This is a genomic window from Nocardioides flavus (ex Wang et al. 2016), assembly GCF_014653115.1.
In the GTDB taxonomy this organism is placed as follows: Bacteria; Actinomycetota; Actinomycetes; order Propionibacteriales; family Nocardioidaceae; genus Nocardioides; species Nocardioides flavus.
The window spans coordinates 42,127-68,006 of sequence record NZ_BNAD01000012.1 but is presented as its reverse complement, the minus strand read 5'-3'; the positions used below and the strand labels follow the sequence as shown (position 1 = coordinate 68,006).

The following is a 25,880-nucleotide window of genomic DNA, read 5'->3' as shown; positions in this document are numbered from 1 at the left end:
AGGACGTCCACGTGCCTGCCCCCTCCGCCACCCGCAACACCCCCACCGCCCGCGCCGGCCTCGCACCGCTCGTCGTCACCGGTCTCGCGGTGACCTACCCCGATCGCACGGTGCTCGGCGGCGTCGACCTGCTCGCCCAGCCAGGTCGTCGCATCGGCCTCGTCGGCGAGAACGGCGTCGGCAAGTCCACCCTGCTGCGCGCCGTCGCCGGCCGGCTCCCCGACCAGGCGCGCGTCTCCGGCTCGGTCAGCGTGCCCGACGACCTGGTGCTCCTCGGCCAGGAACCGCCCTTCCGGGACCGGGCGACGATCGCCGAGGTGCTCGCCCTGGCGCTCGCCCCGCTGCGCACGGCGGTCGCCGACGTCGAGCGCCTCGCGGGCAGCGTCGGGACCGCCGAGGGGGACGAGGCGTACGAGCGGGCGCTCGAGCTCGCGCTCGCCCACGATGCGTGGGACGCCGACCGCCGCGCGGGTCTGGCCGCCGATCGGCTCGGCCTCGCAGACCTCGCCCCAGGCCGCCTGGTCGGCACGCTGTCCGGCGGCCAGCGCACCCGGCTCGCCCTCGCCACGATCATGACCACCCGCCCGTCGTGCCTGCTGCTCGACGAACCGACCAACCACCTCGACGACGACGCCGTCGAGGTGCTCACCGACTTCCTGCGCGACCTGTCGGGAGTCGTGGTGCTCGCCAGCCACGACCGGGTCCTGCTCGACGACGTGTGCACCGACCTGGTGGACCTCGACGCCGGCGACCTCGGGACCGACGGCAGCGGCGGCCGGCGCTTCGGTGGCGGCTGGAGCGCCTACGAGGCAGCGCGGGCCGACTCCCGGCGGCGGTGGGAGGAGACGTACGCCGCGCAGCAGGAGGAGATCGGCCGGCTGCGGGCAGCGACGAGGATCGGCACCGACGCGATCGCCCACGACCGGCCCCCGAGCGACAGCGACAAGTTCATCTACTTCGGGAAGGGCCAGAAGGTCGCCAAGGCCCTGTCGCGGCGCAAGAAGGACGCCCGTCGCCGGCTCGAGGTCGCCGAGCGGGAGCAGGTCCGCAAACCGCCCGCCCCGCTGGTGTTCCGGGGGGACCTGGCCGGTCACGGGACCGGCCGGCTGGTGCAGGCGCGCGCCGTCGAGGTCGAGGGCCGGGTGCGGCTGGACCGACTCGACCTGGACGCCGGCGACCACCTGCTGCTCACCGGGCCCAACGGGTCGGGGAAGTCGACGCTGCTCGGCGTGCTCGCCGGTCGGCTGGCGCCGACCGCGGGATCGGTCCAGGTGTCGGCGCGCTCGGTGCGCGAGCTCGCCCAGGACCCCGAGGCCACCCACCCGTCGCGGTCCGCGCTCGAGACGTACGACCGCGCGGTGCGCGGGCTCGCCGACCCGCCGCGGCTGCGGGACCTCGGGCTCCTGCACCCGCGCGAGCACCGCACGCCGGTCGGCAGCCTGTCGGTCGGGCAGCGCCGCCGGCTCGGACTCGCCGTCGCGATCGCCGCGGCGCCCGACCTGTTGCTGCTCGACGAGCCGACCAACCACGTCTCGCTCGCCCTCGCCGGCGAGCTCGAGGAGGCGCTCGCCTCCTCCCCGGGTGGGGTGGTCCTCGCCTCGCACGACCGGTGGCTGCGGCGACGTTGGGAGGGCCCCGAGCTGCGCCTGGACCCATGGTGAGGCAGGCGGTGACGCAGGTGGTGACGCGGCGTGGACCGATGCCCGTGGAGCTCGGTGTCGCTGGTAGGGTCGGCGGCGGCTCGAACATCCTTTAACGATCCGCCCCGTGAGGCGGAGAAGGAGGTACGGCATGGCTCTGCATGCCCCTGCGCTCTTGGTCCTCGAGGACGGGCGCTCCTTTCGCGGTGAGTCCTTCGGAGCCGAGGGTGAGACCTTCGGCGAGGCCGTCTTCTCGACCGGCATGTCCGGCTACCAGGAGACGCTGACCGACCCCAGCTACCACCGCCAGGTCGTCGTCATGACGGCCCCGCACGTGGGCAACACGGGGATGAACGACGAGGACACCGAGTCCTCGCGCATCTGGGTGGCCGGCTACGTCGTGCGCGACCCCGCCCGGGTCCCGTCCAGCTGGCGCAGCGTGCGCACCCTCGACGACGACCTGCGCGACCAGGGCGTGGTGGGGATCAGCGGCGTCGACACCCGCGCGCTGACCCGCCACCTGCGTGAGCGCGGCGCGATGCGCGTCGGGATCTCGACGACCGAGACCGACCCGCAACGGCTGCTGGAGCGGGTCCTGGCGTCGGGGGAGATGACCGGCGCCAACCTGAGCGAGGCGGTGAGCACCCGCGAGGCGTACGTCGTCCCTGCGCAGGGCACCAAGCGCTTCACGGTCGCGGCCGTCGACCTCGGCATCAAGTCCAACACCCCGCGGATGATGAGCGAGCGCGGCATCGAGGTGCACGTGCTGCCCGCCACGGCGACGCTCGAGGACGTGCAGGCGGTCGGGCCCGACGGGCTCTTCTTCTCCAACGGGCCCGGCGACCCGGCCGCGACCACCGGTCAGGTCGAGCTGCTGAGGGGCGCGCTGCGCGCCGGCATCCCCTACTTCGGGATCTGCTTCGGCAACCAGCTCTTCGGCCGCGCGCTCGGCTTCGGCACCTACAAGCTCAAGTACGGCCACCGCGGCATCAACCAACCGGTGATGGACCGCACCACCGGCAAGGTGGAGGTGACCGCGCACAACCACGGGTTCGCCGTCGACGCGCCCCTCGAGGGCACCACGACCACCGAGTTCGGCGAGGTCGCCGTCAGTCACGTCTGCCTCAACGACGACGTCGTCGAGGGCCTCGAGCTGCGCGACGCCGACGGCGCGCTGGCCTCGTTCTCCGTGCAGTACCACCCCGAGGCCGCGGCCGGGCCGCACGACGCGGCCTACCTCTTCGACCGCTTCTGCGACCTGATGACCGACCGGAAGGACGCCTGACATGCCCAAGCGCACCGACATCCAGAGCGTCCTGGTCATCGGCTCCGGGCCGATCATCATCGGTCAGGCCTGCGAGTTCGACTACTCCGGCACCCAGGCGTGCCGCGTGCTGCGCCAGGAGGGCCTGCGGGTCATCCTGGTGAACTCCAATCCCGCCACGATCATGACCGACCCCGAGTTCGCCGACGCGACCTACGTCGAGCCGATCACGCCGGACTACGTCGAGAAGGTCATCGCCAAGGAGCGCCCCGACGCGCTGCTCGCGACCCTCGGCGGCCAGACGGCCCTCAACTGCGCGATGGCCCTCGACAAGGCCGGCGTGCTCGAGAAGTACGGCGTCGAGCTGATCGGTGCGTCCATCGAGGCCATCGAGCGCGGCGAGAACCGCCAGCAGTTCAAGAAGATCGTGGAGGAGCTCGGCGGCGAGTCTGCCCGCAGCGTCATCTGCCACTCGATGGACGACCTGCTCGCGGCGGCCGACGACCTCGGCTACCCGATGGTGGTCCGACCGTCGTTCACGATGGGCGGCACCGGGTCCGGCATGGCCTACGACGAGGCGGACCTGCGCCGCATCGGCGGCGCCGGCCTCGCGGCGAGCCCGACCACCGAGGTGCTCCTCGAGGAGTCGATCCTCGGGTGGAAGGAGTACGAGCTCGAGGTGATGCGCGACGGCGCCGACAACAGCGTGATCGTGTGCTCCATCGAGAACCTCGACCCGATGGGCGTGCACACCGGCGACTCGATCACCGTCGCGCCCGCGATGACGCTCACCGACCGCGAGTACCAGAAGATGCGCGACCTCGCGATCGCCATCATCCGCGCGGTCGGCGTGGACACCGGCGGCTGCAACATCCAGTACGCCGTGAACCCCGCCGACGGCCGGCTCATCGTCATCGAGATGAACCCGCGGGTGTCGAGGTCCTCGGCGCTCGCCTCGAAGGCCACCGGCTTCCCGATCGCGAAGATCGCCGCCAAGGTGGCCATCGGCTACACCCTCGACGAGATCCGCAACGACATCACCCAGGAGACCCCGGCCTCCTTCGAGCCGAGCCTGGACTACGTCGTGGTGAAGGTGCCCCGCTTCGCCTTCGAGAAGTTCCCTGAGGCCGACCCGACGCTGACCACGCACATGAAGTCGGTCGGCGAGGCGATGGCCATCGGACGCAACTTCACCGAGGCGCTGCAGAAGTCGCTCCGCTCGCTGGAGAGCAAGCATGCGCCCTTCGACTGGCACAAGGAGTTCGTCGAGCTCGACAAGGCCGAGCTCCTCGAGGCGATCAAGGTCCCGCACGACGGCCGGCTCAAGAAGGTCATGGACGCCATCCGTGCCGGCGCCACGCCCGAGGAGATCTTCGAGGCGACGAGGATCGACCCGTGGTTCGTCGACCAGCTCGCGCTGATCAACGAGGTCGCGGTCCAGCTCATCGAGGCCCCCGAGCTCACCCCGGAGCTGCTGCGGCTTGCCAAGCGCCACGGCTTCTCCGACGAGCAGGTCGGCAAGATCCGCGGGCTGTCCGCCGACGTCGTGCGCGGGGTGCGGCACGCGCTCGGCATCCGGCCGGTCTTCAAGACCGTCGACACCTGTGCCGCCGAGTTCGCCGCCCGCACGCCCTACCACTACTCCTCCTACGACGAGGAGACCGAGGTGCAGCCGCGCGCGGAGGGCAAGGAGGCCGTGATCATCCTCGGCTCGGGCCCCAACCGCATCGGCCAGGGCATCGAGTTCGACTACTCGTGCGTGCACGCCTCGCTCGCGCTGGCCGAGGCCGGCTACGAGACGATCATGGTCAACTGCAACCCGGAGACGGTGAGCACCGACTACGACACCTCCGACCGGCTCTACTTCGAGCCGCTCACGCTCGAGGACGTGCTCGAGATCGTCCACGCCGAGCAGCAGGCCGGCCCGGTCGCGGGCGTGGTGTGCCAGCTCGGCGGCCAGACGCCCCTCGGCCTGGCCCAGGGCCTCGCCGACGCGGGCGTCCCGATCGTCGGCACCACCCCCGAGGCGATCCACCTCGCCGAGGAGCGGGGCGCGTTCGGTCGCGTCCTGGCCGACGCGGGCCTGCCCGCGCCCAAGCACGGCACGGCCACGTCGTACCCGCAGGCGCAGCGCATCGCCCACGAGATCGGCTACCCCGTGCTCGTGCGGCCCTCGTACGTCCTGGGCGGTCGCGGCATGGAGATCGTCTACGACGACGCCGCGCTCGAGGCCTACCTGGAGAAGTACGTCGCCAACGGCCTGATCAACGAGCGCCAGCCGGTGCTGGTCGACCGGTTCCTCGACGACGCGGTCGAGATCGACGTCGACGCCATCTTCGACGGCGAGGAGCTCTTCCTCGGCGGCGTGATGGAGCACATCGAGGAGGCCGGCATCCACTCCGGCGACTCCTCCTGCGCCCTCCCGCCCATCACCCTCGGCCGCGAGGAGATCGAGCGGATCCGGCGATCGACCGAGGCGATCGCGCGAGGCCTGGACGTGCGCGGGCTGCTCAACATCCAGTACGCCCTGGCCTCCGACGTGCTCTACGTGCTCGAGGCCAACCCGCGGGCCTCGCGCACCGTGCCGTTCGTCTCCAAGGCCACGGCCACGCCGCTGGCCAAGGCGGCGGCCCGGGTGATGCTCGGCGAGAGCATCGCCGAGCTCCGCGCGGCGGGTGTCCTGCCCGCCGAGGGCGACGGCGGGCACCTCGCCGACGGGTCGCCGATCGCGGTCAAGGAGGCGGTCATGCCGTTCGACCGCTTCAAGACCGCGGACGGGCGCACCGTCGACGCGCTGCTCGGCCCGGAGATGCGCTCCACCGGAGAGGTGATGGGCTTCGACGCGTTCTTCGGCACCGCCTTCGCCAAGGCCCAGGCCGCGGCGTACGGGTCGCTGCCGCTCTCGGGCACGGTCTTCGTGTCGGTCGCCAACCGCGACAAGCGGCACATGATCTTCCCGGTGCGTCAGATCGCCGACATGGGCTTCGAGATCCTCGCGACCGCCGGCACCGCCGAGGTCCTGCGCCGCAACGGCGTGGAGGCGACGGTGGTCCGCAAGCAGTCCGAGGGCGAGGGCCCCGACGGGGAGCGCACGATCGTGGGGCTGATCCGCGACCGCGAGGTCGACCTGGTGATCAACACGCCGCACGGTGCCACCAGCGGCGGCTCGCCGCGCGCGGACGGCTACGACATCCGCACCGCCGCGGTCCTCACCGACATCCCGTGCATCACCACGATCCAGGGCCTCGGCGCCGCCGTGCAGGGCCTGGAGGCGATGCGGCGCGGCGAGATCGGGGTGCGGTCGCTGCAGGACTGGGCGGCCCACCTCAACCCCGCCGGCGACCGGGACGCGTGACGTGCGGCCCTACGACGTCGTCTTCGACCAGGTCCTGACCCGGGTCGACCCCGAGCGCATCCACCACGCGGCGTTCCGGGCGATCCGGGCGGCGGGCCCTGTGACGGGCCGGGTCGTACGGGTTCCGTCGGCGCCCGTGCGCGCCCTCGGGCTGACCTTCCCGCACCCGCTCGGGCTGGCGGCCGGCTTCGACAAGAACGCCGTCGGGATCGACGCGCTCGCGGCGCTCGGCTTCGGGCACGTCGAGATCGGCACGGTCACGGGTGAGGCCCAGCCCGGCAACCCGCGGCCGCGGCTGTTCCGGCTCACCGACGACCGCGCGATCGTCAACCGGATGGGCTTCAACAACGACGGTGCCGAGGTCGTGGCGCGCAGGCTCGCGGCGTGGCGCGCCACCGGCCGCAGCACGATCCTCGGCGTCAACATCGGCAAGTCCAAGGTGGTGCCCGAGGACGAGGCCGTGCGCGACTACGAGAAGTCGGCCGGGCTGCTCGCACCCCACGCCGACTACCTCGTCGTCAACGTCTCCTCGCCCAACACCCCGGGCCTGCGCAACCTGCAGGCCGTGGAGAAGCTCGAGCCGATCCTCGCCGCGGTCCGCCGCCGGGCCGACGAGGTCCGCCCCGACCACCGGGTCCCGCTGCTGGTCAAGATCGCGCCCGACCTCAGCGACGACGACGTCCTCGCGGTGGCCGACCTCGCCCTGTCGAGCGGCCTCGACGGCATCATCGCCACCAACACCACGACCAGCCGCGAGGGCCTCGCGACCCCCGCCGAGAAGGTCGCCGCCATCGGGGCCGGCGGGCTGAGCGGACGGCCCCTGACAAAGCGCTCGGAGGACGTCGTACGCGCACTGCGCACGCGGGTCGGACCGGGCCTGGTGCTCGTCGGCGTCGGTGGCATCACGACCGTCGACGACGCCCGCCGCCGGCTGGCGGCCGGTGCCGACCTGCTGCAGGGCTACACCGCCTTCGTGTACGAGGGTCCGCTGTGGCCGCAGCGAATGGTCACGGGCATCGTGCGGGGGCTCACCACGGATGGCTGAGGAGCGGACACCGCACGGGCCGGTCCATGTCGAGGGGGAGGTCGTGGCGACCAAGCGCGTGGGTGCCTACCGCCACCTCACGCTGACCGCCCCGGGTGTCCCGGAGCGCTTCCGCGCCGGCAGCTTCGTCGCGCTGAGCGTCGCCGGCCACGTGGCGCGCCGCGCCCTGTGGGTGCACCGCGTCCGCGCCTCCAGCGCATTCGGACCCACCCTCGACGTCGTCCTCGAGGTCCGGGGGAGCGGCACGGCCTGGCTCGCCGCCCAGCCCGTCGGGGCGAAGGTCGCGATCACCGGTCCCCTCGGACGGCCGTTCGCGCTGCCGAAGGACGCCGTGTCCTGCCTGCTGGTAGGCGAGGCGTACGCCGCCGCGCCGCTGTTCCCGCTCGCCGAACGGCTGCGCGAGCGCGGCTGCGCGGTCTCGCTCGTCGTCTCCGCCCCCGACGAGCACCACCTGCTGTCGGCGCTCGAGGCGCGGCGCTCGGCGCGGTCGGTCACCGTGCTCACCGCCGACGGCTCGGTCGGTCAGCGCGGGGGAGTGCCCGACCACGTCGACGACCTGGTCCGGCGCAGCGACGCCGACGTCGTCTACGCGGCCGGACCCGTCGAGGTGCTCCGGAGCGCAGCCGCCGCGGCCGAGCGGGCGGGCGCCTGGAGCCAGGTGGCGGTCGAGGTGCCGACGCCCTGCGGAACCGGGTTGTGCCACGGCTGCGCGCTGCCCGTCGTCGGCGAGGACGGAGTCGATCGCGTGGTCCGGGCCTGCACCGAAGGGCCGGTCGTGCGCGGTGACCGCGTGCGGTGGGACACCCTGTGAGCACCTCGCTGCGGATGCTGCCCGGGCCAGTGATGGTCGCCGCGGGCTGCGGCGGCACGGGCCGCGAGCTCCTGCCCTTCGCCGGACCGACCGGCCTCGAGGGCCTGGACCTCGTCACCCGCTCGATCACCCTCGACCCGCGCAGCGGCGGCACCGGGCCTCGCGTCGAGGAGGTGTCCGGCGGGCTCGTCAACGCCGTCGGGCTGCCCAACCCGGGCCTGGAGCACTTCCTCGCCACCGAGCTCCCGTGGCTCGTGCGTGCCGGCGCCCGCGTCTTCGTCTCCGTCGCAGGGGCGACGATGGGGGAGTACGCCGACCTCGCGCGCCGGCTCAGCCGTGCGCCGGGCGTCGCCGGCCTCGAGGTCAACGTCGGGGCGCCGGACGAGGCCGGGGCCGGGCTGTTCGAGGTCCGTGAGCCCTACCACGCGGCGAGCGTCATCGCGGCGGTGCGACGCGAGTTCCCCTCCGACCGGCCGGTGCTGGCCAAGCTGCGACCCGACGTGTCCCGGGTCCTCGAGGGCGCACGCGCCTGCCACGAGGCCGGCGCGACGGCGGTGGTGGTCGGCAACGCGGTGCCCGCCGCGTTCCGCGACGGCCGGGCCGGCGGGCTGAGCGGGCCGGCGGTCTCGCCGGTCGCGCTGCGCTGCGTCGCCGAGGTGCACCACGCCCTGCCCGCCCTCCCGGTCATCGGCTGCGGCGGGGTGCACGACCTGGCGTCGGCCCGCTCCTTCCTGGACGCCGGCGCCGTCGGCGTACAGGTGGGCACCGCGCTCCTGCACGACCCCACCACTGTCGCGCGGCTGCGCGCCGACCTCCTGCCCGCCGCCCCGCCCCCACCCGAGGAGACCCCGTGACCCCGTTCGGAACCCGCCTGGCCGCCGCCATCGAGGACCGCGGTCGGTTCTGCGTCGGCATCGACCCGCACGCGGCCCTGCTGCACGATTGGGGACTGTCCGACGACGTCGCGTCGCTCGAGCGGTTCGCGCTCACCGTCGTCGAGGCGGTCGCCCCGGTGGTCGGCGTGGTCAAGCCCCAGAGCGCGTTCTACGAGCGCTTCGGCAGCAAGGGCATCGCCGTCCTCGAGCGGGTGGTCGCCGAGTCCCGGGCCGCCGGCGCGCTCGTGGTGATGGACGCCAAGCGCGGCGACATCGGGTCGACGACCCAGGCCTACGCCGACGCCTACCTCGACCCGACCTCCCCGCTGGGGTCCGACGCGCTCACGGTCAGCCCCTTCCTCGGCTTCGGCTCGCTCGACCCGATGGTGGAGGCCTGCCTGGAGCACGGCGGCGGGCTCTTCGTCCTCGCCCTCACCTCGAACAAGGAGGGACCCGAGGTGCAGCACGCGCGCACCGCCGACGGCACCGTGGCGGGGACGGTGCTGGCGCACCTGCGCACGCTCAACGCCGGCGTCGTGCCGGTGGGCTCCTTCGGCGCCGTCGTCGGCGCCACGATCGGCGAGACCGCCGAGGACCTCGACGTCAACGGCCCGCTCCTCGTGCCCGGCTTCGGCGCCCAGGGCGGGACCGTCGCCGACCTCGAGCGCATCCTCGGACGTGCGGCGCGCTGGGCGCTGCCCAGCTCCTCGCGCGAGGTGCTCCGCGCCGGACCCGACGCGACGGCCCTGCGCGACGCCGCCCTGCGCGGCAACGACGCCGTACGGGGCCTCGGCGCGTGAGGCACCTCGTCCCGGCGGCGACGCTGGCCGCCCTGGCCGGCCTCGCCCTGGGCGGCTGCTCGCGCGACCCGCAGGAGCGCTACTGCGAGACCGTCGAGCACCACCAGGCCGCGCTCACCGAGGTCGCTGCCTCCGACGACCCGGGGGCTGTCTTCGACGCGCTCGACGCCTACGTCGACCTCGCCGAGCAGGCGCCGCGCGACATCTCCGACGACTGGGCCGCCGTCGTCGACCCGCTCCGAGCCCTCGAGCGGGTGCTGGCCGAGCACGACGTCGACCCGTCCGACTACAGCGCCGACACGCCGCCGGGACGGCTCGACGACGCCGCGCGCGCCGAGATCGAGGCTGCCGCGCGCGACGTCGGGTCCGAGCAGGCCATCGATGCGATGGCCGCCGTCGAGCAGCACGCACTCGACGTCTGCGGCACGCCGCTGTCGCGCTGAAGGCCTGCCGGGATGGCGAACATCACGTGATCCGGGCGAGGGTGACGGTTCGATTGCCTGCGTCGTCGCGCACTGACTAGATTGACCCGCACCTGCCGGCCCTCCCGTGACCGGCCCGTTCCGATCCCGAAGGACAGCTTTCGTGGCCTTGCCCCCTCTGACGCCCGAGCAGCGCCAGGCAGCCCTCGACAAGGCCGCGGCCTCCCGACGTGAGCGGGCCGAGGTGAAGAACCGCCTCAAGAACTCCGGCGGCTCCATCGTCGACGTGCTGCGCGAGGGCCAGACCAACGAGGTGATCGGCAAGATGCGCGTCGTCGAGCTCCTCCAGTCCGTGCCCGGGCTCGGTCGCGTCCGCGCCCGTCAGGTCATGGAGCGTCTCGGCATCGCCGAGAGCCGTCGCGTCCGCGGGCTCGGCGTCAAGCAGGTCGCCGCGCTCGAGCGTGAGTTCGGCCCCGACGCCTCGTGACCGACTCCTCTGCGCAGACCGGCACCACCCCCACCCGCTCGCGGCTGATCGTCCTCGCGGGCCCCACGGCCGTCGGCAAGGGCACCGTCGCCGCCGCCGTGCGCGAGACGCACCCCGAGGTGTGGATCTCGGTGTCGGCCACCACCCGTCCGCCGCGCCCGGGCGAGGAGAACGGCGTCCACTACTGGTTCGTCTCCGACGAGGAGTTCGACGCCATGGTCGACAAGGGTGACCTGCTCGAGTGGGCCGTGGTCCACAAGGCCGCCCGCTACGGCACGCCTCGTGGTCCCGTCGACCTGGCGCTGGCCTCCGGACGCCCGGCGATGCTCGAGATCGACCTCCAGGGCGCCCGGCAGGTGCGCGAGACGATGCCCGAGGCGCTGTTCGTCTTCCTCAAGCCGCCGTCGTGGGAGGAGCTCGTACGCCGCCTCGTCGGCCGCGGCACCGAGACCGCGGCCGAGCGCGAGCGTCGTCTCGAGACCGCGCGTGCCGAGCTCGCCGCCGAGAGCGAGTTCGACGTCACCATCGTCAACCACGAAGTTCACGCTGCCGCCGACGAGTTGGTAGCCTTGATGGTTGGACCTTCGTCCCCCGAACTCGACCCGCCCAACTGACTAGCGAGGCATCCACACCGTGGCTTCTCCCACCATCGCCGCCGAGGGCGTCACCAACCCCTCGATCGACGACCTGCTCGAAAAGACCGACAGCAAGTACAAGCTGGTGCTCTACAGCGCCCAGCGCGCCCGCCAGATCAACGCCTACTACTCCCAGCTCGGCGAGGGTCTCCTCGAGTACGTCGGTCCGCTCGTCGACACGCACGTGCAGGAGAAGCCGCTCTCGATCGCGCTGCGCGAGATCAACGACGACCTCCTGACCTGCGAGGACATCGATCCTGCCGCCGAGGCCGCCGCCGCCGAGGCCGCGGCTGCCGGCGACGCCACGGAGTGACGCGAGCCTCTCGATGACCGCGAGGGCTCGTCCTGAGGAGGTTGCACAGCAACCGTCTCCAAGGGTCGTCCTGGGCGTCTCGGGCGGGATCGCCGCCTACAAGGCCTGCGAGCTGCTGCGCCGGTTCACCGAGTCGGGGCACGACGTCACCGTCGTGCCCACGGCTGCGGCGCTGGAGTTCGTGGGGGCGCCGACGTGGGCGGCCCTGTCCGGCAAGCCCGTGTCGGCCGAGGTGTGGACCGGCGTCCACGAGGTTCCCCATGTGCGGATCGGCCAGACGGCCGACGTCGTCGTGGTCGCCCCGGCGACCGCCGACCTGCTCGCGAAGGCAGCCCACGGCCTCGCCGACGACCTCCTCACCAACACGTTGCTCACCGCGCGCTGCCCGGTCGTCCTGGCGCCCGCGATGCACACCGAGATGTGGGAGCACCCGGCCACCCAGGCCAACGTCGAGACGCTGCGCCGTCGCGGAGTCGTGGTCGTCGAGCCGGCGGTCGGCCGGCTCACCGGCGCCGACAGCGGCAAGGGACGGCTGCCAGAGCCGGCCGAGGTGTTCGAGCTCGTCCGTGCCGTCCTCGACCGAGGCGCCGACGCCCCGCAGGACCTCGCCGGCCGCAAGGTCGTGGTGTCCGCCGGCGGCACCCGCGAGTACCTCGACCCGGTGCGCTTCCTCGGCAACCGCTCCTCGGGCCTCCAGGGCTACGCGCTTGCCCGTACGGCTGCGGCCCGTGGCGCCCACGTCACGCTCGTCAGCGCCAACGTCTCGCTCGACGCCCCGGCCGGCGTCAGCGTCGTGCACGTCGAGACCACCGAGGAGCTGCGCGAGGCCGTGCTGGCAGCGACCGCCACTGCGGACGCCGTCGTGATGGCCGCGGCACCTGCCGACTTCCGCCCCGACTCGGTCAGCGACGCGAAGATCAAGAAGGCCGAGGACGGCTCGGCGCCGTCGATCGGGCTCGTGCAGAACCCCGACATCCTCGCCGAGATCTCCCGTGACCGGGCCCGTGACGGTGCGGTCGTCGTGGGCTTCGCGGCCGAGACCGGCGACGTGTCAGGCTCGGTCCTCGACCTCGCACGCGCCAAGCTGGCCCGCAAGGGCTGCGACCTGCTGGTCGTCAACGACGTCAGCGGGGGAGCGGTCTTCGGCAGCGCCGACAACGAGGCCGTCATCCTCGGGGCCGACGGCTCCGCCGTCGAGGTCCCGCGGGGCACGAAGGCCGCGCTCGCCCAGGTGATCTGGGACGAGGTCGCCCGGCGATTCGTGGACTGAGACGCCCGTCCCGGATGCTGGGCACCGAGTAGGTTTGCCGACACCGTTCCACACAAGAATCGAGGGCACACGTGGCTGGACGCCTCTTCACCTCCGAGTCCGTGACCGAGGGCCACCCCGACAAGATCGCCGACCGGATCAGCGACTCCGTCCTTGACCACCTCATGGCAGAGGACCCCGACCGCGCCAACCTGCGCGTGGCGGTGGAGACGTTGCTGACCACCGGCCTGGTGGTCGTGGCCGGCGAGGTCCGCACGACGGCCTACGCCCCGGTGGCCGACATCGTCCGCAAGGCCATCCTCGACATCGGCTACGACTCGTCCGAGAAGGGCTTCGACGGCACCACCTGCGGCGTGCAGGTCGCCATCGGCGCCCAGTCGAGCGACATCGCCGCCGGCGTCGACGCCGGCCACGAGTCCCGCGTCGGGTCCTCGGAGGACGAGCTCGACAAGCGCGGCGCCGGCGACCAGGGCCTGATGTTCGGCTATGCGTGCGACGACACGCCCGAGCTGATGCCGCTCCCGATCACCATCGCCCAGCGTCTCGCGCAGCGGCTCACGGAGGTCCGCAAGGACGGCACGCTCGACTACCTGCGTCCCGACGGCAAGACCCAGGTCACCATCGAGTACGACGAGGACGACCGCCCGCTGCGCGTCGACACCGTCGTGCTGTCCACCCAGCACGACCCCGGGATCGAGCACGCCGCGCTCGAGGCCGACATCAAGGAGCACGTCATCGACCCGGTGCTCGGGTCCTTCGACATCCCGTCCGACGGCTACCGGATGCTGGTCAACCCGACCGGCACCTTCGTCATCGGGGGGCCGATGGGCGACGCCGGACTCACCGGGCGCAAGATCATCGTCGACACCTACGGCGGCATGGCCCGTCACGGTGGCGGCGCCTTCTCCGGCAAGGACCCCTCGAAGGTGGACCGCTCGGCGGCGTACGCGATGCGCTGGGTGGCCAAGAACGTCGTCGCCGCCGGCCTTGCGCGACGCTGCGAGGCGCAGGTCGCCTATGCCATCGGCAAGGCCGCACCGGTCGGCGTGTTCATCGAGACCTTCGGCACCGGCGTGGTCCCGGACGAGGAGATCCAGGACGCCGTGCTCGAGGTCTTCGACCTCCGCCCGGCAGCGATCATCCGCGACCTCGACCTGCTGCGCCCGATCTATGCCCAGACCTCGGCCTACGGCCACTTCGGGCGCGAGCTCCCCGACTTCACCTGGGAGAGCACCGACCGCGCCGACAAGCTCCGCGCGGCAGCCGGCATCTGACTCCTGCGCGCTCACGCAGGATCCCCGCTCGAGCGGGGATCCTGGCTCCTGGAGGCCGTTGCAACCCCCTCCAGGAGCCAGGACTCCCCACCAGGTGGGGACGTCGGTGGCCGCTGACACAATCGCCGCCATGAGCTCTCACGACGCCCCGGAAGCCGACATGCTCCCGGGGCTCCGTGCCGCCGTCGACGACGCCAGGGCCAAGGCAGCCGCGACTCGGCGCCGCAAGGCCGCTGCCTGGCAGCCGGCGACGACCGACCCCGTGGCCCGGGTGCTCGTCGACATCGCGCTCGCCCACCTCGACCGCCCCTTCGACTACGCCGTGCCGACCACGATGGCCGACACCGCGGTCCCCGGGGCCCGGGTCAAGGTGCGCTTCGCCGGCCAGGACGTGGACGGCTACGTGGTCGAGCGCGCGAGCACCACCGACCACACCGGCACCCTGCAACCGCTGCGCAGGGTGGTCAGCCCCGAGCCCGTGCTCGCGCCCGAGATAGCCCGGCTCAGCGAGACCCTCGCCCACCACTACGCCGGCGCACGGTCCGACGTCCTGCGTCTGGCGGTGCCACCGCGACACGCCACCGCGGAGAAGACCGCGTCCCCGCCCGCGCCGGAGCTGGTGCCGGTCCCGCCCACGGCGTGGTCGGAGGTCGAGCACGCCGAGGCGTTCCTCCGCCACCTCGCGACCGGCGGAGTGCCGCGGGCCGTGTGGTCTGCCGCACCGGGTGACGAGTGGCCCACCATGATCGCCGAGGCGGTCGCCGCCGCCCGTGCCGGCGGTCGTGGAGCGCTGGTCTGCGTGCCGGACCGCCGCGACGTCGCGCGCCTCGACTCCGCCCTGACCGCCGTCCTGGGGGAGGGGCACCACGTGTGCCTCACCGCCGACGGCGGTCCCGCGGTGCGCTACCGCGACTTCCTCGCCGTCTCCCGCGGGGCGCGGCGCGTGGTCGTGGGCACCCGGTCCGCGGCGTTCGCGCCCGTCCACGACCTCGGCCTGGTGGTGCTGTGGGACGACGGCGACGACCTGCACGCCGAGCCCCGCGCCCCCTACCCGCACACGCGCGACGTGCTGCTCGCGCGCGCTGCGCAGCAGGGCACCGCGGCCCTGCTCGGCGGCGTCGCCCGCACCCCGGAGGCCCAGCAGCTGGTGGCGAGCGGATGGGCCCACGAGCTCGCCGTCCCGCGCGCGGTGCTGCGCCATCGCGTTCGTGTGGAGGCCGTCCCGGCCGAGGACCGCGCCGTGGGCACCCGCATCCCTCGTGGGGCGTACGACGCCCTGCGCCGCGGTCTCGCCTCGGGGCCCGTTCTCGTCCAGACTCCACGTGCCGGCTACGCCGCGTCCCTGGCCTGTGACACCTGCCGGACCCCGGCGCGCTGCGCGGCCTGCACCGGACCGCTCGCGCTGGCAGGTCCCGCCGAGCCGCCCCACTGCCGTTGGTGCGGCCACGCCGAGACGACCTGGGCCTGCCCGGCGTGCGGCGGGCGCGGTTTGCGTGCCCCTGTGCGGGGGGAGGCCCGCACCGCCGAGGAGCTGGGCCGGATGTTCGCCGGTACGACCGTGCGCAGCTCGAGCGGGGACCGGGTCGTCGACCGCGTCGGCGGCTCGCCCGACATCGTGGTGGCAACCGTCGGGGCCGAGCCGGTCGCGGACGAGGGCTACACCGCCGTCGTGCTGCTCGACACGTGGCTGACCCTGGCACGAGACGACCTGCGGGTGGCCGAGGAGGCCCTGCGCCGCTGGCTCAACGCGGCAGCGCTCGTACGCCCGGGCGGGCACGTCGTGGCGGTCGGAGACCCGGCCCACCCGGCGCTCCAGGCGCTCGTGCGCTGGGACCCGGCCGGGTTCGCCCGGCGCGAGGCCGAGGAGCGCGCCCAGGCCCACCTGCCGCCCGCGGCCCGGATGGCGACGGTGACCGGCGACCTCGGGGCGCTCGACGACGTGCTCCACCTCCTCGACCTGCCCGACGGCGCGGAGGTGCTCGGCCCCGTGCCGGTCGAGGACGAGCACCGGGTCCTGCTGCGGGTGCCGAGGTCGGCGGGCGAGGCGCTCTCCCGGGCCCTCGGCGACCTCCAGCGGCTGCGCTCGGCGCGCAAACTCGACCCCGTGCGCATCCAGGTCGATCCGTTGAGCATCTAGGCGGGGCCGACGCCCGTCCGACGGCGTCCCTAGACTTGGCCCTTCCCGCACACCCGATCCAAGGAGCTCCGTGGCCGTCCAGCCCATCCGTCTCTTCGGCGACCCGGTCCTGCGCCAGCGTGCGCTGGAGGTCGACGACTTCGACAAGGAGATCCGCCAGCTCGTCACGGACCTCACCGACACGATGCTGGCCGCGCCCGGCGCCGGTCTCGCCGCGCCCCAGATCGGGGTCGGCCTTCGGGTGTTCACCTGGAACGTCCACGGCGAGGTGGGTCACCTCGTCAACCCCACGCTCGAGCTCTCCGACGAGACCCAGGACGGCGCCGAGGGCTGTCTCTCGCTGCCCGAGCTGACCTACGACTGCCTGCGTGCGCTGTCCGTCGTCGCGACCGGCTTCGACATGCACGGCGAGCCGCAGCGGATCGAGGCGTCCGAGCTGCTGGCGCGTGCGATGCAGCACGAGACCGACCACCTCGACGGCGTGCTGTTCATCGACCGGCTCGACACCGCCGCCCGCAAGGCGGCGATGAAGGAGATCCGCGAGTCCGAGTGGTTCGGCCTGGAGCGCCCGACCGTACGGATCAGCCCGCACGCCACCTACGGACTCGGCCGATGAGGGGGCACAGCTGATGCGCGTCGTCTTCGCCGGCACCCCCGAGGTCGCCCTGCCCGCGCTCGAGGCGATCGCGGAGAGCCGCCACGAGCTGGTGGGCGTCGTCACCCGCCCCGACGCTCCTAGCGGCCGCGGCCGCAAGCTGGTCGCCAGCCCGGTCGCCCAGCGCGCCGAGGAGCTGGGCGTGCCCGTCCTCAAGCCGGAGCACCCGCGCGACCCCGACTTCCAGGAGGCGCTCGTTGCCCTGCGCCCCGACGCCTGCCCCGTGGTGGCCTACGGCGCGCTGCTGCCGCAGTCGGCGCTCGACCTCGTGCCGCACGGCTGGATCAACCTGCACTTCTCGGTGCTGCCCGCCTGGCGCGGCGCCGCCCCGGTCCAGCACTCGCTGTGGGCCGGTGACGAGGTCACCGGGGCGACCACGTTCCGGATCGTGAAGGCCCTGGACGCTGGGCCGGTCTTCGGCGTGATGACCGAGCGCATCCGGCCCGACGACACGGCAGGCGACCTGCTCACGCGCCTCGCCGAGGGGGGAGCGGGCCTGCTCGTGCAGACGCTCGACGGGATCGAGGACGGCACCCTCGAGGCACGCGAGCAACCCGAGGACGGCGTGTCCTTCGCGCCGAAGATCCTCGTCGACGACGCCCGCGTCGACTGGAGCCGCCCGGCCGCCGCCATCGACCGCCAGGTGCGCGCCTGCGACCCGGCACCCGGGGCGTGGAGCACCTACGAGGGCCAGCGGATCAAGATCGGGCCCGTCCGCCCGGTCGACCGCGAGCCGCTGGCGCCCGGCGTCCTCGAGGTCACCAAGAACGCCGTCCTCGTCGGCACCGGGACGGTCCCCGTCCAGCTCAGTACGGTCAAGGCCTTCGGCAAGAAGCAGATGGGAGCGGCCGACTGGGCCCGCGGCGTACGTCTCGAGTCCGGCGTCCGCCTGGGCGACGACCCCTCATGAGCACCGCGGCCCGACCCGAGGACGTCGACGACATCTGCGCGAGCCTGCCCGAGACCGAGCTCGGCACGTCGTGGGGCGACCGACCGACGTGGAAGGTGCGTCGCGGAGGCACGGGCAAGGGCTTCGTGCTCCACCGCGCGCCCCACAGGACGGCGGTGGACCTCGGTGGCTGAGCGTCGACCGCGCCCGGTGGACCGCGCGCGCCGCGCCGCCCTCGACGTGCTGACCGCCGTCCGGGTCGACGAGGCCTACGCCAACCTCGTCCTGCCCCAGGTGCTGCGCAAGCACGGGCTGACGGGTCGTGACGCCGCGCTGGCCACCGAGCTGGCCTCCGGCGCGATCCGGATGCACGGGCTCTACGACCCGGTCATCGACGCCTGCCTGACCAAGCCCCGGCTCCAGCCCGAGGTGCGCGACGTCCTGCGCCTGGGCACCCACCAGCTGCTGTCCATGCGGGTGCCCGACCACGCCGCCATCTCCACGAGCGTCGACCTCGTGCGGGCGACGGTGGGCCGGGGGCCGTCCGGGCTCGTCAACGCCGTGCTCCGCTCGATCAGCAGGCGCAGCCTCGCGGAGTGGGTCGACCAGGTGTCGCCCGACGCCACGGCCGACCCGCACGGGCACCTCGCCGTGGCCCGGTCGCACCCGCGCTGGGTGGTGGACCTCCTCGCGGAGGCGCTGGGAAACGACGACGAGCTCGACGCCCTGCTCGCCGCCGACAACGCGGCCCCCGCCGTCACGCTCGTCGCGCGACCGGGGCTGGCCACGGTCGAGGAGCTCGAGACCGCCGGGGGAGTCCGGACCGCACGCTCGCCGTACGGCGTGGTCCTTCCCGGCGGCGACCCGGCCGCGGTCCCGGCGGTCGCCGAGGGCCGTGCCGGCGTGCAGGACGAGGGCTCCCAGCTGGTCGCGCTCGCCATGGGCGACGCCCCGCTCGAGGGCCGCGACGAGCGGTGGCTCGACCTGTGCGCCGGGCCGGGGGGCAAGGCAGCGCTGGTCGGCGCGCTCGCAGCGCAGCGCGGCGCCGTGCTCGTCGCCCACGAGCGACAGCCACACCGCGCAGCCCTCGTCGCCTCCGCCGTCCGCGCGCTCCCGGGCGAGTCGGTGAAGGTGGTGGCAGGCGACGGCGCACGCCCCGCCTGGACCCCCGGGACCTTCGACCGCGTCCTCCTCGACGCCCCGTGCTCGGGGCTGGGGGCGCTGCGGCGCCGTCCGGAGTCGCGCTGGCGGCGCACGCCCGAGGACGTCGACGTCCTCGTGGGGTTGCAGCAGGTGCTGCTCGACACGGCCCTCGACTCCGTACGGCCTGGCGGGATCGTCGTCTACGCGACCTGCTCGCCGGTGGTGGCCGAGACCACCGCCGTCGTCGACGCCGTCCTCAGCCGTCGCGGCGACACCGACGAGATCGACCGGTTCCAGCTCTGGCCGCACCGCGACGGCACCGACGCCATGTTCGCCGCCACCCTGACGCGCCGAGCCTGAGGACCGGACCGGACACCGAAGGGTGCACCCACGGTCGGTCCGTCACCCAGACAGGTGAAAACCGGGCGTCCGTCAGGTGTCAAGAGGCTGCTGCCTGTTCACATCCCTTGCCGGTGCCAGCATGATGGAGGCAGCGCGGGACACCGGAGGGGTGGTCGGCGCGACGGGGAGCAGGAACGACACGCATGCACGTACGCAGCCTCATGGCGGCCGTGGCCGTCGCGGCCATGACGACGACGCTCGGCACGGTGCTGGGCGCCGCGCCGGCCCAGGCCGGCGAGACGCGCACGTTGTCCGGCCCCAGCACGGGTGACGCCGGGGCCTACCTCACCTTCGTGCGGTGTGACGACCTCTTCGGCGCCGAGGCCGCCACGGCGCCACGCTCGCGCCTCAACCTCGGTCCGTACGCCGCGCCGCTCGGGCGCCGCTCCCTCGGCCTCGTCCCGGCCGCGGCCGGCAGTGCCGCGGGTCCCTACGCGGGATTCAGCTCCCTGACCGCTCTCGACACCTCGCTGTCGGTGGCGGCGACCGGCGGCAGCCAAGGTGTGTCGTGGCTCGTCGCGGTCACCCCCACGACTCCCCGAGGCGCCGCCTGGAGCGGGCGGGCGGCCGTCAGCGTGGCACCCGGGGCCTGGGCCCACGTCGCACCGGCTGCGCTGACCCACGAGTGGACCCTCGTCGACCTGACCACCGGGGCAGCCCTCGACCGGGCGACCGACGCGACACCGGGCGGCTTCGCCGCCGAGCACGGTGACGGCCCCGGCTTCGCCGTCACGGGGTTCGGCTGCGACGGCCGGCCCTTCAACCTCGACGCCGTCCGCGCTTCCGGCACGACCTTCGACTTCGAGGCAGTGGCGCTGACCACCTCGGTCGCCGTGGACGCCACCAGCTCCGAGGCGGGCGAGGAGGTCACGGTCAGCGGCACGGTCACCGACGCGGCCGGCCGCTTCACTGGTGACCCGCTGGTGCTGCAGACCCGCTCGCCCGGTGGCGAGTGGACGTCCGCCACTGCTCCCGTCCTCGCCGACCGCGAGGGCGTCTCGAGGACGACGGTACGGCTGGACGCGACCACCGAGCTGCGGTGGCACCGTCCGGAGAGCCAGTACGCCGACGAGGGCTGGTCGGACCCGGTCACCGTGACGGTCGAGCCGCAGGCCGACGCTCCGGAACCGTCCGAGGACCCCACGCCGTCCGAGGCTCCCGCGCAGCAGTAGGCCGCACCGCTAGGGTCGGGACGTGGCGTCGCCGTTCATCGAGATCGAGGTCGACGACCGCGTCGTCAAGGTCACCAACCCCGACCGGGTCTACTTCCCGCCGACCGGCTCGGCGCCGGGGGCGACCAAGCTCGACCTCGTCGAGTACTACCTCGCCGTCGGGCCCGGCATCGTCAACGCGCTCTACGAGCGGCCCTGCATGCTGCACCGCTTCCCCAAGGGCCTGGCGGGGCAGAAGGTGCACCAGAAGCGGCTCCCGGCAGGCGCACCCGACTGGGTCGAGACCGTGCAGCTGTTCTTCCCGCGGTGGAAGCGCACGGCCGACGAGCTCTGCGTCACCGAGCTGGCCAGCGTGATCTGGGCGGTCCAGATGTCGACGGTGGAGTTCCACCCGTGGAACAGCCGCCGCGCCGACACCGAGAAGCCCGACGAGTGGCGCATCGACCTCGACCCGGGGCCGGAGTGCGACTGGGCGACGGTCCGGCGGGTCGCGCACGTCGCCCACCAGGTGCTCGACGAGCTCGGGGCTGTCGGCTTCCCGAAGACCAGCGGCGGATCCGGCCTGCACGTCTACGTACGGATTCCGCCCGACCACGGCTTCACGGACGTGCGCCGCGCGGCACTGGCCTTCGCGCGCGAGGTCGAGCGCCGGGCCGGCGGGGACGTCACCACCGCGTGGTGGCGCAAGGACCGAGACCCCTCCCAGCTGTTCGTCGACTACAACCAGAACGCCCGCGACCACACCATCGCCGCCGCCTACTCGGTGCGCGGCGTGCCCGAGGCCCGCGTGTCGACGCCGGTGCGGTGGCACGAGATCGACGCCTGCGTGCCCGACGACTTCACCATCTTCACGGTGCCTGAGCGGTTCGCGGAGATCGGCGACCTGCACGCCGACATCGACGACCACCCCTTCGACATCGCTCCGCTGCTCGCGTGGGCCGAGCGCGACGAGGCCGACGGCGCCGACGCGCCGCCGGATCCCGACGCACAGTAGGACGCCACAGCGGGCGCACAGGTCGGCCTCAGACTCCTCTCACACAGCCCGCCTACGGTCGAGGGCATGCAGCAGGACACTCCCGTCACCCCGCGCACCGACCGGGTGGCCGTCGTCGTCAACACCGCCGCGCGCACCGGCGCCCGCGCCCTTCCGCTGGTCGCGAGCGCGCTGCGCGGGGTGGGGTCCGAGGTTGCGGTGCACCCGGTCCAGGGGGGCGCGGAGCTCCACGAGGTGCTCGTCGCGGTCATGGACGACGCTCCCGATCTCCTCGTCGTCGGCGGCGGTGACGGGACGGTCGGCTGCGCGGCCGCCGCGGTGGCCCACACCCGTACCCGTCTCGGAGTGCTGCCGCTCGGCACGGCGAACGACTTCGCGCGTACGTTGGAGATCCCCGCGGGCCTCGCCGCCGCCGTCGACACGCTCCTCCACGGTCGGGTGGTCGACGTCGACCTCGGCCGCGTCGACGGACGGGCCTACCTCAACGTCGCGTCCATCGGCCTCTCGGTCGCCGTGACACGACGACTCACCCCAGGTCTCAAGCGTCGCCTCGGACGGCTCGCGTACCCGGCGGCGACCCTCGCGGCGTACCGCTCCCACCGGCCCTTCGCCGCACGCCTCGAGCTCGACGACGGCACCGTGCTGGAGCTGGATGACCTGATGCAGGTCGCGGTCGGCAACGGGCGGCACTACGGAGGAGGACTCACCGTCGCGCCGGACGCGTCGATCGACGACCACCTGCTCGACGTGTACGCCGTCGAGCAGGGCAGGCTGCGCGACCACGTCTCGGTCGCCCGGCTGTTGCGGACCGGCCACCTCGTCGAGCACGAGCGCGTGCACCACGTCACCACCCGCCGCCTCCGCCTGGTCACCGACGAGCCGCTGCCGGTCAACCTGGACGGTGAGATCGCCGCCTCGACGACCGCCACCTTCACGGTCGACCGCAACGCAGTGCACGTCGTCGTGCCCACCGCGAGCCGTGCCGCCCGCCTCGACGGCGCGGACCGCCACTAGGCTCGGGGCCGTGGGCATCCAGATCACTCCGAGCATCCTCAACGCCGACCTGTCGCGCCTCGCCGACGAGGTCGCGCGCATCCCGAGCGCCGACTGGGTGCACGTCGACGTGATGGACAACCACTTCGTCCCCAACCTCACCCTGGGTCTGCCGGTGGTCGAGGCACTCGCCAAGCACGCGAGCCAGCCGCTGGACGCCCACCTGATGATCGAGGACGCCGACCGGTGGGCGCCTGCCTACGCCGAGGCCGGCTGCGGGTCGGTGACCTTCCACGTCGAGGCGGCGAAGGCCCCCGTACGCCTCGCGCGGGAGATCCGTGCGCAGGGCGCGCGCGCGGCGATGGCGCTCAAGCCGGCCACGCCGATCGAGCCCTACGAGGCGCTGCTGCCCGAGCTCGACATGGTGCTGATCATGACGGTCGAGCCGGGATTCGGCGGCCAGAAGTTCCTCGACCTGTGCCTGCCGAAGATCCGCACCGCGCGCGAGCTGATGCGCAAGCACGGGGTCGAGACCTGGCTCCAGGTCGACGGGGGCGTCTCGCTGGAGACCATCGAGCGCTGCGCCGAGGCCGGCGCCGACGTCTTCGTGGCGGGGTCCGCGGTCTACTCCGCGGACGACCCCGACGCGATGGTGCAGGCCCTGCGCGAGCGTGCGCTGGCGGCGCAGGCCTGATGCAGCGCTACGAGCGGCTGTGGGAACGACTGCTCACGCTGCTCGGCACGCTCGGCGAGGTCGATGCCTCGACATCTGGCCGGATCCGCCTCCACATCGACCGCCAGCGGGTCGAGCTCGTGATGACAGAGCGGGACTGGGAGGACCTGGTCTCGATCCCCTACGGATCGTTCGCCGGGGGAGCGCGGCACCTGCTGCACGCGTTGTCCGCCGCCGAGGCGGCCGAGGTGCCGTACCTCGTCTACTACAACTACGAGCTGGAACCCAGCGCGACGCCCGAGAGCCCGACCCGGATGGCCGAGGAGGCCGAGCACCGGCGGGTGATGGACCACCTCCGCACTCACCCGGACGCCCGGGCTGAGTGGCGGGCGTACCCGCCCGGGCACGGGGACGAACCGACGTTAGCCGGCCGGCGTCCGTCGACGACATCCACCGCACCGCGCGGGCGATGCCGCACGTGACCGTCGAGCGCCCGGACAAGAACCCCGTCTACCGGGTCGGCGGCAAGTCGTTCGTGTTCTTCCGTACGCCGCGACCCGACGCGGTCGACCCGCACACGGGTGAGCGCTACGACGACGTCGTGGTGATCTGGGTGGCCTCGGAGGGCGACAAGCAGGCGCTGCTGCAGGACGAGCGCCTGCCGTTCTTCACCACCGCCCACTTCGACGGGCACCCGTCGGTGCTGCTGCGCGCGTCCCGCGTCGGCGAGATCGACCGGGACGAGCTCGTCGAGATCGTCGAGGAGGCCTGGCTCTCGCAGGCGTCGGAGCGCCGCGGTCGCGCATGGCTCGCCTCGCGCGGTCTCGAGCCGTAGGACCACGTCCGTACATTGACTGCATGACCGAGTCCGTGTGGGACTATCCCCGCCCGCCGCGGGTCGAGCCGAGCAGCGAGCACGTCGTGGTGACCCACGGCGGCGTCGTCGTCGCCGACACGACGTCGAGCCTCCGGGTGCTGGAGACCAGCCACCCGCCGACCTACTACCTCCCGCGCGCCGCCTTCGCCGACGGCGTGCTCCGTCCCGGGAAGGGCGCGTCGTGGTGCGAGTGGAAGGGCCGCGCGGCCTACTTCGACCTCGTCGTGGGCGACGAGGTGCTGCCGGCGGTCGCCTGGACGTACCCGTCGCCGTCGAAGGGCTTCGAGCAGCTCGCGGACCACTTTGCCCTCTATCCGGGGCGCGTGGACCGCTGCACCGTCGACGGAGAGGTCGTCGAGCCGCAGCCGGGCGACTTCTACGGCGGCTGGATCACCTCGCGGGTCACGGGGCCGTTCAAGGGCTCACCCGGCACCTCGGGCTGGTAGGTCGGCGCACGTTCCGGGAGTCGTTCGCGCCCGGCACGCTCCCGGGTCGACAGCCGGCCGGGCCGGGGCCAGGCCGCGAGGAGATCAGCCGGCGAAGAGCGTGAGCCGCTGGCGGATGATCTTGCGCCGCAGCACCACGCGCCGCTTGCCGTCGTTGCCGATGCGCAGCCGGTCGAGCTCCCACCCGCCGTGCTCGGCGCGCTCGACCAGCATCCGGGTGACGACGTTGCGGGAGAACTCCTTCGGGAGCACGAGCGTCTCGAACTCCCACTCCACGCCGCGAGCCGGGGGACGGCGCTGGATCCTTGCCATGGGGACTCCTCTCGGACGGGACGTCGGGCGCGTACGGGGCCGGTCAGTCGGCGGACACGTCGTCGAGGGCGGCGACGATCTCCGGGGGCAGGGTGAGCTCCTCGACGCCCAGGGCGCCGTCGAGCTGCGCGGCCGTACGGGCGCCGACGACGGGGGCGGTCACGCCCGGCCGGTCGCGCACCCAGGCGAGTGACACCTCCAGCGGCGACCACCCGAGGCCGTCGGCGGCCCGGGCGACCGCCTCGACGATCCCACGACCGCGCTCGTCGAGGTAGGCGCCCACGAACCGGCCGAAGTGCTCGGTGGCGGCACGGGAGTCCGACGGCGTGCCGGTGCGGTACTTGCCGGTGAGCACGCCACGGCCGAGCGGGGACCACGGCAGCACGCCGAGACCCAGTGCGCAGGCTGCCGGGACGACCTCGTGCTCGACCTGCCGGTTGAGCAGCGAGTACTCGACCTGGGTCGAGGCCAGCGGCACCCGGCCGGGGACCGCGCGCTGCCAGGTGGCGGCCTGGGCGGTCTGCCAGCCGGTGTAGTTGGAGATGCCGACGTACGACGCGCGGCCGGAGGTCACGGCGAGGTCGAGCGCGCTCAGGGTCTCCTCGACCGGCGTCTCGTCGGTCCACACGTGCACCTGCCAGAGGTCGACGTGGTCGACGCCGAGACGCGTCAGCGACGCGTCGAGCGTGGTCAGCAGGTTGCCGCGGGACGTGTTGGTGACGCGCTCGCCCGTACGCCGGGAGATACCGGCCTTGGTCGCCAGCACGACGTCGTCACGGGCGACGACGTCGCCGAGGAGCGTGCCGATCAGCTCCTCGCTGGCCCCGTCGCCGTAGCCGGCCGCGGTGTCGAGGAGCGTGCCGCCCGCCTCGGTGAACGCGATCAGCTGGTCACGCGCCTCGTGCTCGTCGGTGTCACGGCCCCACGTCATGGTGCCGAGACCGAGTCGGGACACCTTGAGGCCGGTCGCGCCGAGGGAACGCTGCTGCATGGAGG

At 73.4% G+C, this 25,880-nt stretch carries 27 protein-coding genes; 25 read left to right on the top strand and 2 right to left on the bottom strand.

Annotated elements, in window-relative coordinates; all coding sequences use genetic code 11:
- Positions 1–11: 11 nt before the first annotated feature.
- The 25 genes from IE200_RS16585 (at position 12) to IE200_RS16465 (ending at position 24,572) form a co-directional block, all read left to right on the top strand.
- The gene (locus IE200_RS16585; RefSeq protein WP_229856693.1) at positions 12–1,661 is read left to right on the top strand and encodes an ABC-F family ATP-binding cassette domain-containing protein; all 1,650 of its coding nucleotides are present in this window, start codon (positions 12–14) and stop codon (positions 1,659–1,661) included.
- A gap of 130 nt (positions 1,662–1,791) precedes the next feature.
- Positions 1,792–2,925: a glutamine-hydrolyzing carbamoyl-phosphate synthase small subunit gene (gene carA, locus IE200_RS16580; protein WP_191280589.1), complete on the top strand. Its 1,134-nt coding sequence runs from the start codon at positions 1,792–1,794 to the stop codon at positions 2,923–2,925.
- 1 nt (position 2,926) lies between these two features.
- Positions 2,927–6,259 (top strand): carbamoyl-phosphate synthase large subunit, encoded by a 3,333-nt coding sequence (gene carB / locus IE200_RS16575; RefSeq protein WP_191280588.1) that lies wholly within the window; start codon positions 2,927–2,929, stop codon positions 6,257–6,259.
- Position 6,260: 1 nt separating this feature from the next.
- Positions 6,261–7,304 (top strand): quinone-dependent dihydroorotate dehydrogenase, encoded by a 1,044-nt coding sequence (locus IE200_RS16570; protein WP_191280587.1) that lies wholly within the window; start codon positions 6,261–6,263, stop codon positions 7,302–7,304.
- 43 nt (positions 7,305–7,347) lie between these two features.
- On the top strand, positions 7,348–8,115 hold the full coding sequence (locus IE200_RS16565) for an iron-sulfur cluster-binding protein (protein WP_191280586.1): 768 nt from the start codon (positions 7,348–7,350) through the stop codon (positions 8,113–8,115).
- Entirely contained in the window at positions 8,112–8,969 is an 858-nt protein-coding gene (locus IE200_RS16560; protein WP_191280585.1) for a beta/alpha barrel domain-containing protein, read from the top strand. The genes IE200_RS16565 and IE200_RS16560 overlap by 4 nt, the downstream gene beginning before the upstream one ends.
- On the top strand, positions 8,966–9,790 hold the full coding sequence (gene pyrF / locus IE200_RS16555) for an orotidine-5'-phosphate decarboxylase (RefSeq protein ID WP_191280584.1): 825 nt from the start codon (positions 8,966–8,968) through the stop codon (positions 9,788–9,790). Before IE200_RS16560 ends, pyrF begins: the two co-directional genes overlap by 4 nt.
- Complete coding sequence (locus tag IE200_RS16550) at positions 9,787–10,233, top strand: hypothetical protein (RefSeq protein WP_191280583.1); 447 nt, start codon at positions 9,787–9,789, stop codon at positions 10,231–10,233. Before pyrF ends, IE200_RS16550 begins: the two co-directional genes overlap by 4 nt.
- A gap of 142 nt (positions 10,234–10,375) precedes the next feature.
- Positions 10,376–10,699, top strand: coding sequence for an integration host factor, actinobacterial type (gene mihF, locus IE200_RS16545; RefSeq protein ID WP_191280582.1), 324 nt, complete (start codon positions 10,376–10,378; stop codon positions 10,697–10,699).
- Positions 10,696–11,313, top strand: a complete 618-nt coding sequence (gene gmk, locus IE200_RS16540; RefSeq protein WP_191280581.1) for a guanylate kinase — start codon at positions 10,696–10,698, stop codon at positions 11,311–11,313. Before mihF ends, gmk begins: the two co-directional genes overlap by 4 nt.
- 19 nt (positions 11,314–11,332) lie before the next feature.
- Positions 11,333–11,647: a DNA-directed RNA polymerase subunit omega gene (gene rpoZ, locus IE200_RS16535; RefSeq protein WP_191280580.1), complete on the top strand. Its 315-nt coding sequence runs from the start codon at positions 11,333–11,335 to the stop codon at positions 11,645–11,647.
- A gap of 13 nt (positions 11,648–11,660) precedes the next feature.
- Positions 11,661–12,917 carry a bifunctional phosphopantothenoylcysteine decarboxylase/phosphopantothenate--cysteine ligase CoaBC gene (coaBC, locus tag IE200_RS16530; protein ID WP_191280579.1) on the top strand — a complete coding sequence of 419 codons (1,257 nt, stop codon included), beginning with the start codon at positions 11,661–11,663 and terminating at the stop codon, positions 12,915–12,917.
- A 71-nt stretch (positions 12,918–12,988) separates the two neighbouring features.
- Positions 12,989–14,191, top strand: a complete 1,203-nt coding sequence (gene metK, locus IE200_RS16525) for a methionine adenosyltransferase (RefSeq protein WP_191280578.1) — start codon at positions 12,989–12,991, stop codon at positions 14,189–14,191.
- Between the two features lie 130 nt (positions 14,192–14,321).
- Complete coding sequence (locus IE200_RS16520; protein WP_191280577.1) at positions 14,322–16,328, top strand: primosomal protein N'; 2,007 nt, start codon at positions 14,322–14,324, stop codon at positions 16,326–16,328.
- Between the two features lie 70 nt (positions 16,329–16,398).
- Positions 16,399–16,944, top strand: coding sequence for a peptide deformylase (def, locus tag IE200_RS16515; RefSeq protein WP_191280576.1), 546 nt, complete (start codon positions 16,399–16,401; stop codon positions 16,942–16,944).
- A gap of 13 nt (positions 16,945–16,957) precedes the next feature.
- Positions 16,958–17,893: a methionyl-tRNA formyltransferase gene (fmt, locus tag IE200_RS16510; RefSeq protein WP_191280575.1), complete on the top strand. Its 936-nt coding sequence runs from the start codon at positions 16,958–16,960 to the stop codon at positions 17,891–17,893.
- On the top strand, positions 17,890–18,066 hold the full coding sequence (locus IE200_RS16505; protein ID WP_191280639.1) for an MmcQ/YjbR family DNA-binding protein: 177 nt from the start codon (positions 17,890–17,892) through the stop codon (positions 18,064–18,066). Before fmt ends, IE200_RS16505 begins: the two co-directional genes overlap by 4 nt.
- A complete protein-coding gene (locus IE200_RS16500) occupies positions 18,059–19,375 on the top strand; it encodes an RsmB/NOP family class I SAM-dependent RNA methyltransferase (RefSeq protein ID WP_191280574.1) in 1,317 nt (438 codons plus the stop codon). Before IE200_RS16505 ends, IE200_RS16500 begins: the two co-directional genes overlap by 8 nt.
- Positions 19,376–19,560: 185 nt before the next feature.
- Positions 19,561–20,589: a hypothetical protein gene (locus IE200_RS16495; protein ID WP_191280573.1), complete on the top strand. Its 1,029-nt coding sequence runs from the start codon at positions 19,561–19,563 to the stop codon at positions 20,587–20,589.
- Between the two features lie 22 nt (positions 20,590–20,611).
- The gene (gene ligD, locus IE200_RS16490; RefSeq protein ID WP_191280572.1) at positions 20,612–21,583 is read left to right on the top strand and encodes a non-homologous end-joining DNA ligase; all 972 of its coding nucleotides are present in this window, start codon (positions 20,612–20,614) and stop codon (positions 21,581–21,583) included.
- A 66-nt stretch (positions 21,584–21,649) separates the two neighbouring features.
- Positions 21,650–22,597 (top strand): lipid kinase, encoded by a 948-nt coding sequence (locus tag IE200_RS16485; RefSeq protein ID WP_191280571.1) that lies wholly within the window; start codon positions 21,650–21,652, stop codon positions 22,595–22,597.
- Between the two features lie 10 nt (positions 22,598–22,607).
- Entirely contained in the window at positions 22,608–23,270 is a 663-nt protein-coding gene (gene rpe, locus IE200_RS16480; protein ID WP_191280570.1) for a ribulose-phosphate 3-epimerase, read from the top strand.
- Positions 23,270–23,731: a hypothetical protein gene (locus tag IE200_RS16475; RefSeq protein WP_191280569.1), complete on the top strand. Its 462-nt coding sequence runs from the start codon at positions 23,270–23,272 to the stop codon at positions 23,729–23,731. The genes rpe and IE200_RS16475 overlap by 1 nt, the downstream gene beginning before the upstream one ends.
- Entirely contained in the window at positions 23,719–24,084 is a 366-nt protein-coding gene (locus IE200_RS16470; RefSeq protein WP_191280568.1) for an MmcQ/YjbR family DNA-binding protein, read from the top strand. The genes IE200_RS16475 and IE200_RS16470 overlap by 13 nt, the downstream gene beginning before the upstream one ends.
- 23 nt (positions 24,085–24,107) lie before the next feature.
- On the top strand, positions 24,108–24,572 hold the full coding sequence (locus IE200_RS16465; RefSeq protein WP_191280567.1) for a DUF427 domain-containing protein: 465 nt from the start codon (positions 24,108–24,110) through the stop codon (positions 24,570–24,572).
- Between the two features lie 84 nt (positions 24,573–24,656).
- Here IE200_RS16465 and IE200_RS16460 read toward each other — a convergent pair whose 3' ends face one another.
- Both IE200_RS16460 and IE200_RS16455 read right to left on the bottom strand, forming a co-directional pair.
- A complete protein-coding gene (locus IE200_RS16460) occupies positions 24,657–24,884 on the bottom strand; it encodes a DUF5703 family protein (protein WP_191280566.1) in 228 nt (75 codons plus the stop codon).
- A gap of 43 nt (positions 24,885–24,927) precedes the next feature.
- On the bottom strand, positions 24,928–25,875 hold the full coding sequence (locus tag IE200_RS16455) for an aldo/keto reductase (RefSeq protein WP_191280565.1): 948 nt from the start codon (positions 25,873–25,875) through the stop codon (positions 24,928–24,930).
- Between the last annotated feature and the right edge of the window lie 5 nt (positions 25,876–25,880).

Excerpts from the sequence above, each read along its gene's own strand:
- IE200_RS16475 (WP_191280569.1), top strand. The coding sequence starts at position 23,270 with ATGCAGCGCTACGAGCGGCTGTGGGAACGACTGCTCACGCTGCTCGGC.
- IE200_RS16520 (WP_191280577.1), top strand. The coding sequence starts at position 14,322 with ATGAGCTCTCACGACGCCCCGGAAGCCGACATGCTCCCGGGGCTCCGT.
- carB (WP_191280588.1), top strand. The coding sequence starts at position 2,927 with ATGCCCAAGCGCACCGACATCCAGAGCGTCCTGGTCATCGGCTCCGGG.
- fmt (WP_191280575.1), top strand. The coding sequence starts at position 16,958 with ATGCGCGTCGTCTTCGCCGGCACCCCCGAGGTCGCCCTGCCCGCGCTC.
- IE200_RS16495 (WP_191280573.1), top strand. The coding sequence starts at position 19,561 with ATGCACGTACGCAGCCTCATGGCGGCCGTGGCCGTCGCGGCCATGACG.
- coaBC (WP_191280579.1), top strand. The coding sequence starts at position 11,661 with ATGACCGCGAGGGCTCGTCCTGAGGAGGTTGCACAGCAACCGTCTCCA.
- carA (WP_191280589.1), top strand. The coding sequence starts at position 1,792 with ATGGCTCTGCATGCCCCTGCGCTCTTGGTCCTCGAGGACGGGCGCTCC.
- IE200_RS16505 (WP_191280639.1), top strand. The coding sequence starts at position 17,890 with ATGAGCACCGCGGCCCGACCCGAGGACGTCGACGACATCTGCGCGAGC.
- IE200_RS16465 (WP_191280567.1), top strand. The coding sequence starts at position 24,108 with ATGACCGAGTCCGTGTGGGACTATCCCCGCCCGCCGCGGGTCGAGCCG.
- IE200_RS16455 (WP_191280565.1), bottom strand. The coding sequence starts at position 25,875 with ATGCAGCAGCGTTCCCTCGGCGCGACCGGCCTCAAGGTGTCCCGACTC.
- IE200_RS16470 (WP_191280568.1), top strand. The coding sequence starts at position 23,719 with ATGCCGCACGTGACCGTCGAGCGCCCGGACAAGAACCCCGTCTACCGG.
- IE200_RS16460 (WP_191280566.1), bottom strand. The coding sequence starts at position 24,884 with ATGGCAAGGATCCAGCGCCGTCCCCCGGCTCGCGGCGTGGAGTGGGAG.
- IE200_RS16485 (WP_191280571.1), top strand. The coding sequence starts at position 21,650 with ATGCAGCAGGACACTCCCGTCACCCCGCGCACCGACCGGGTGGCCGTC.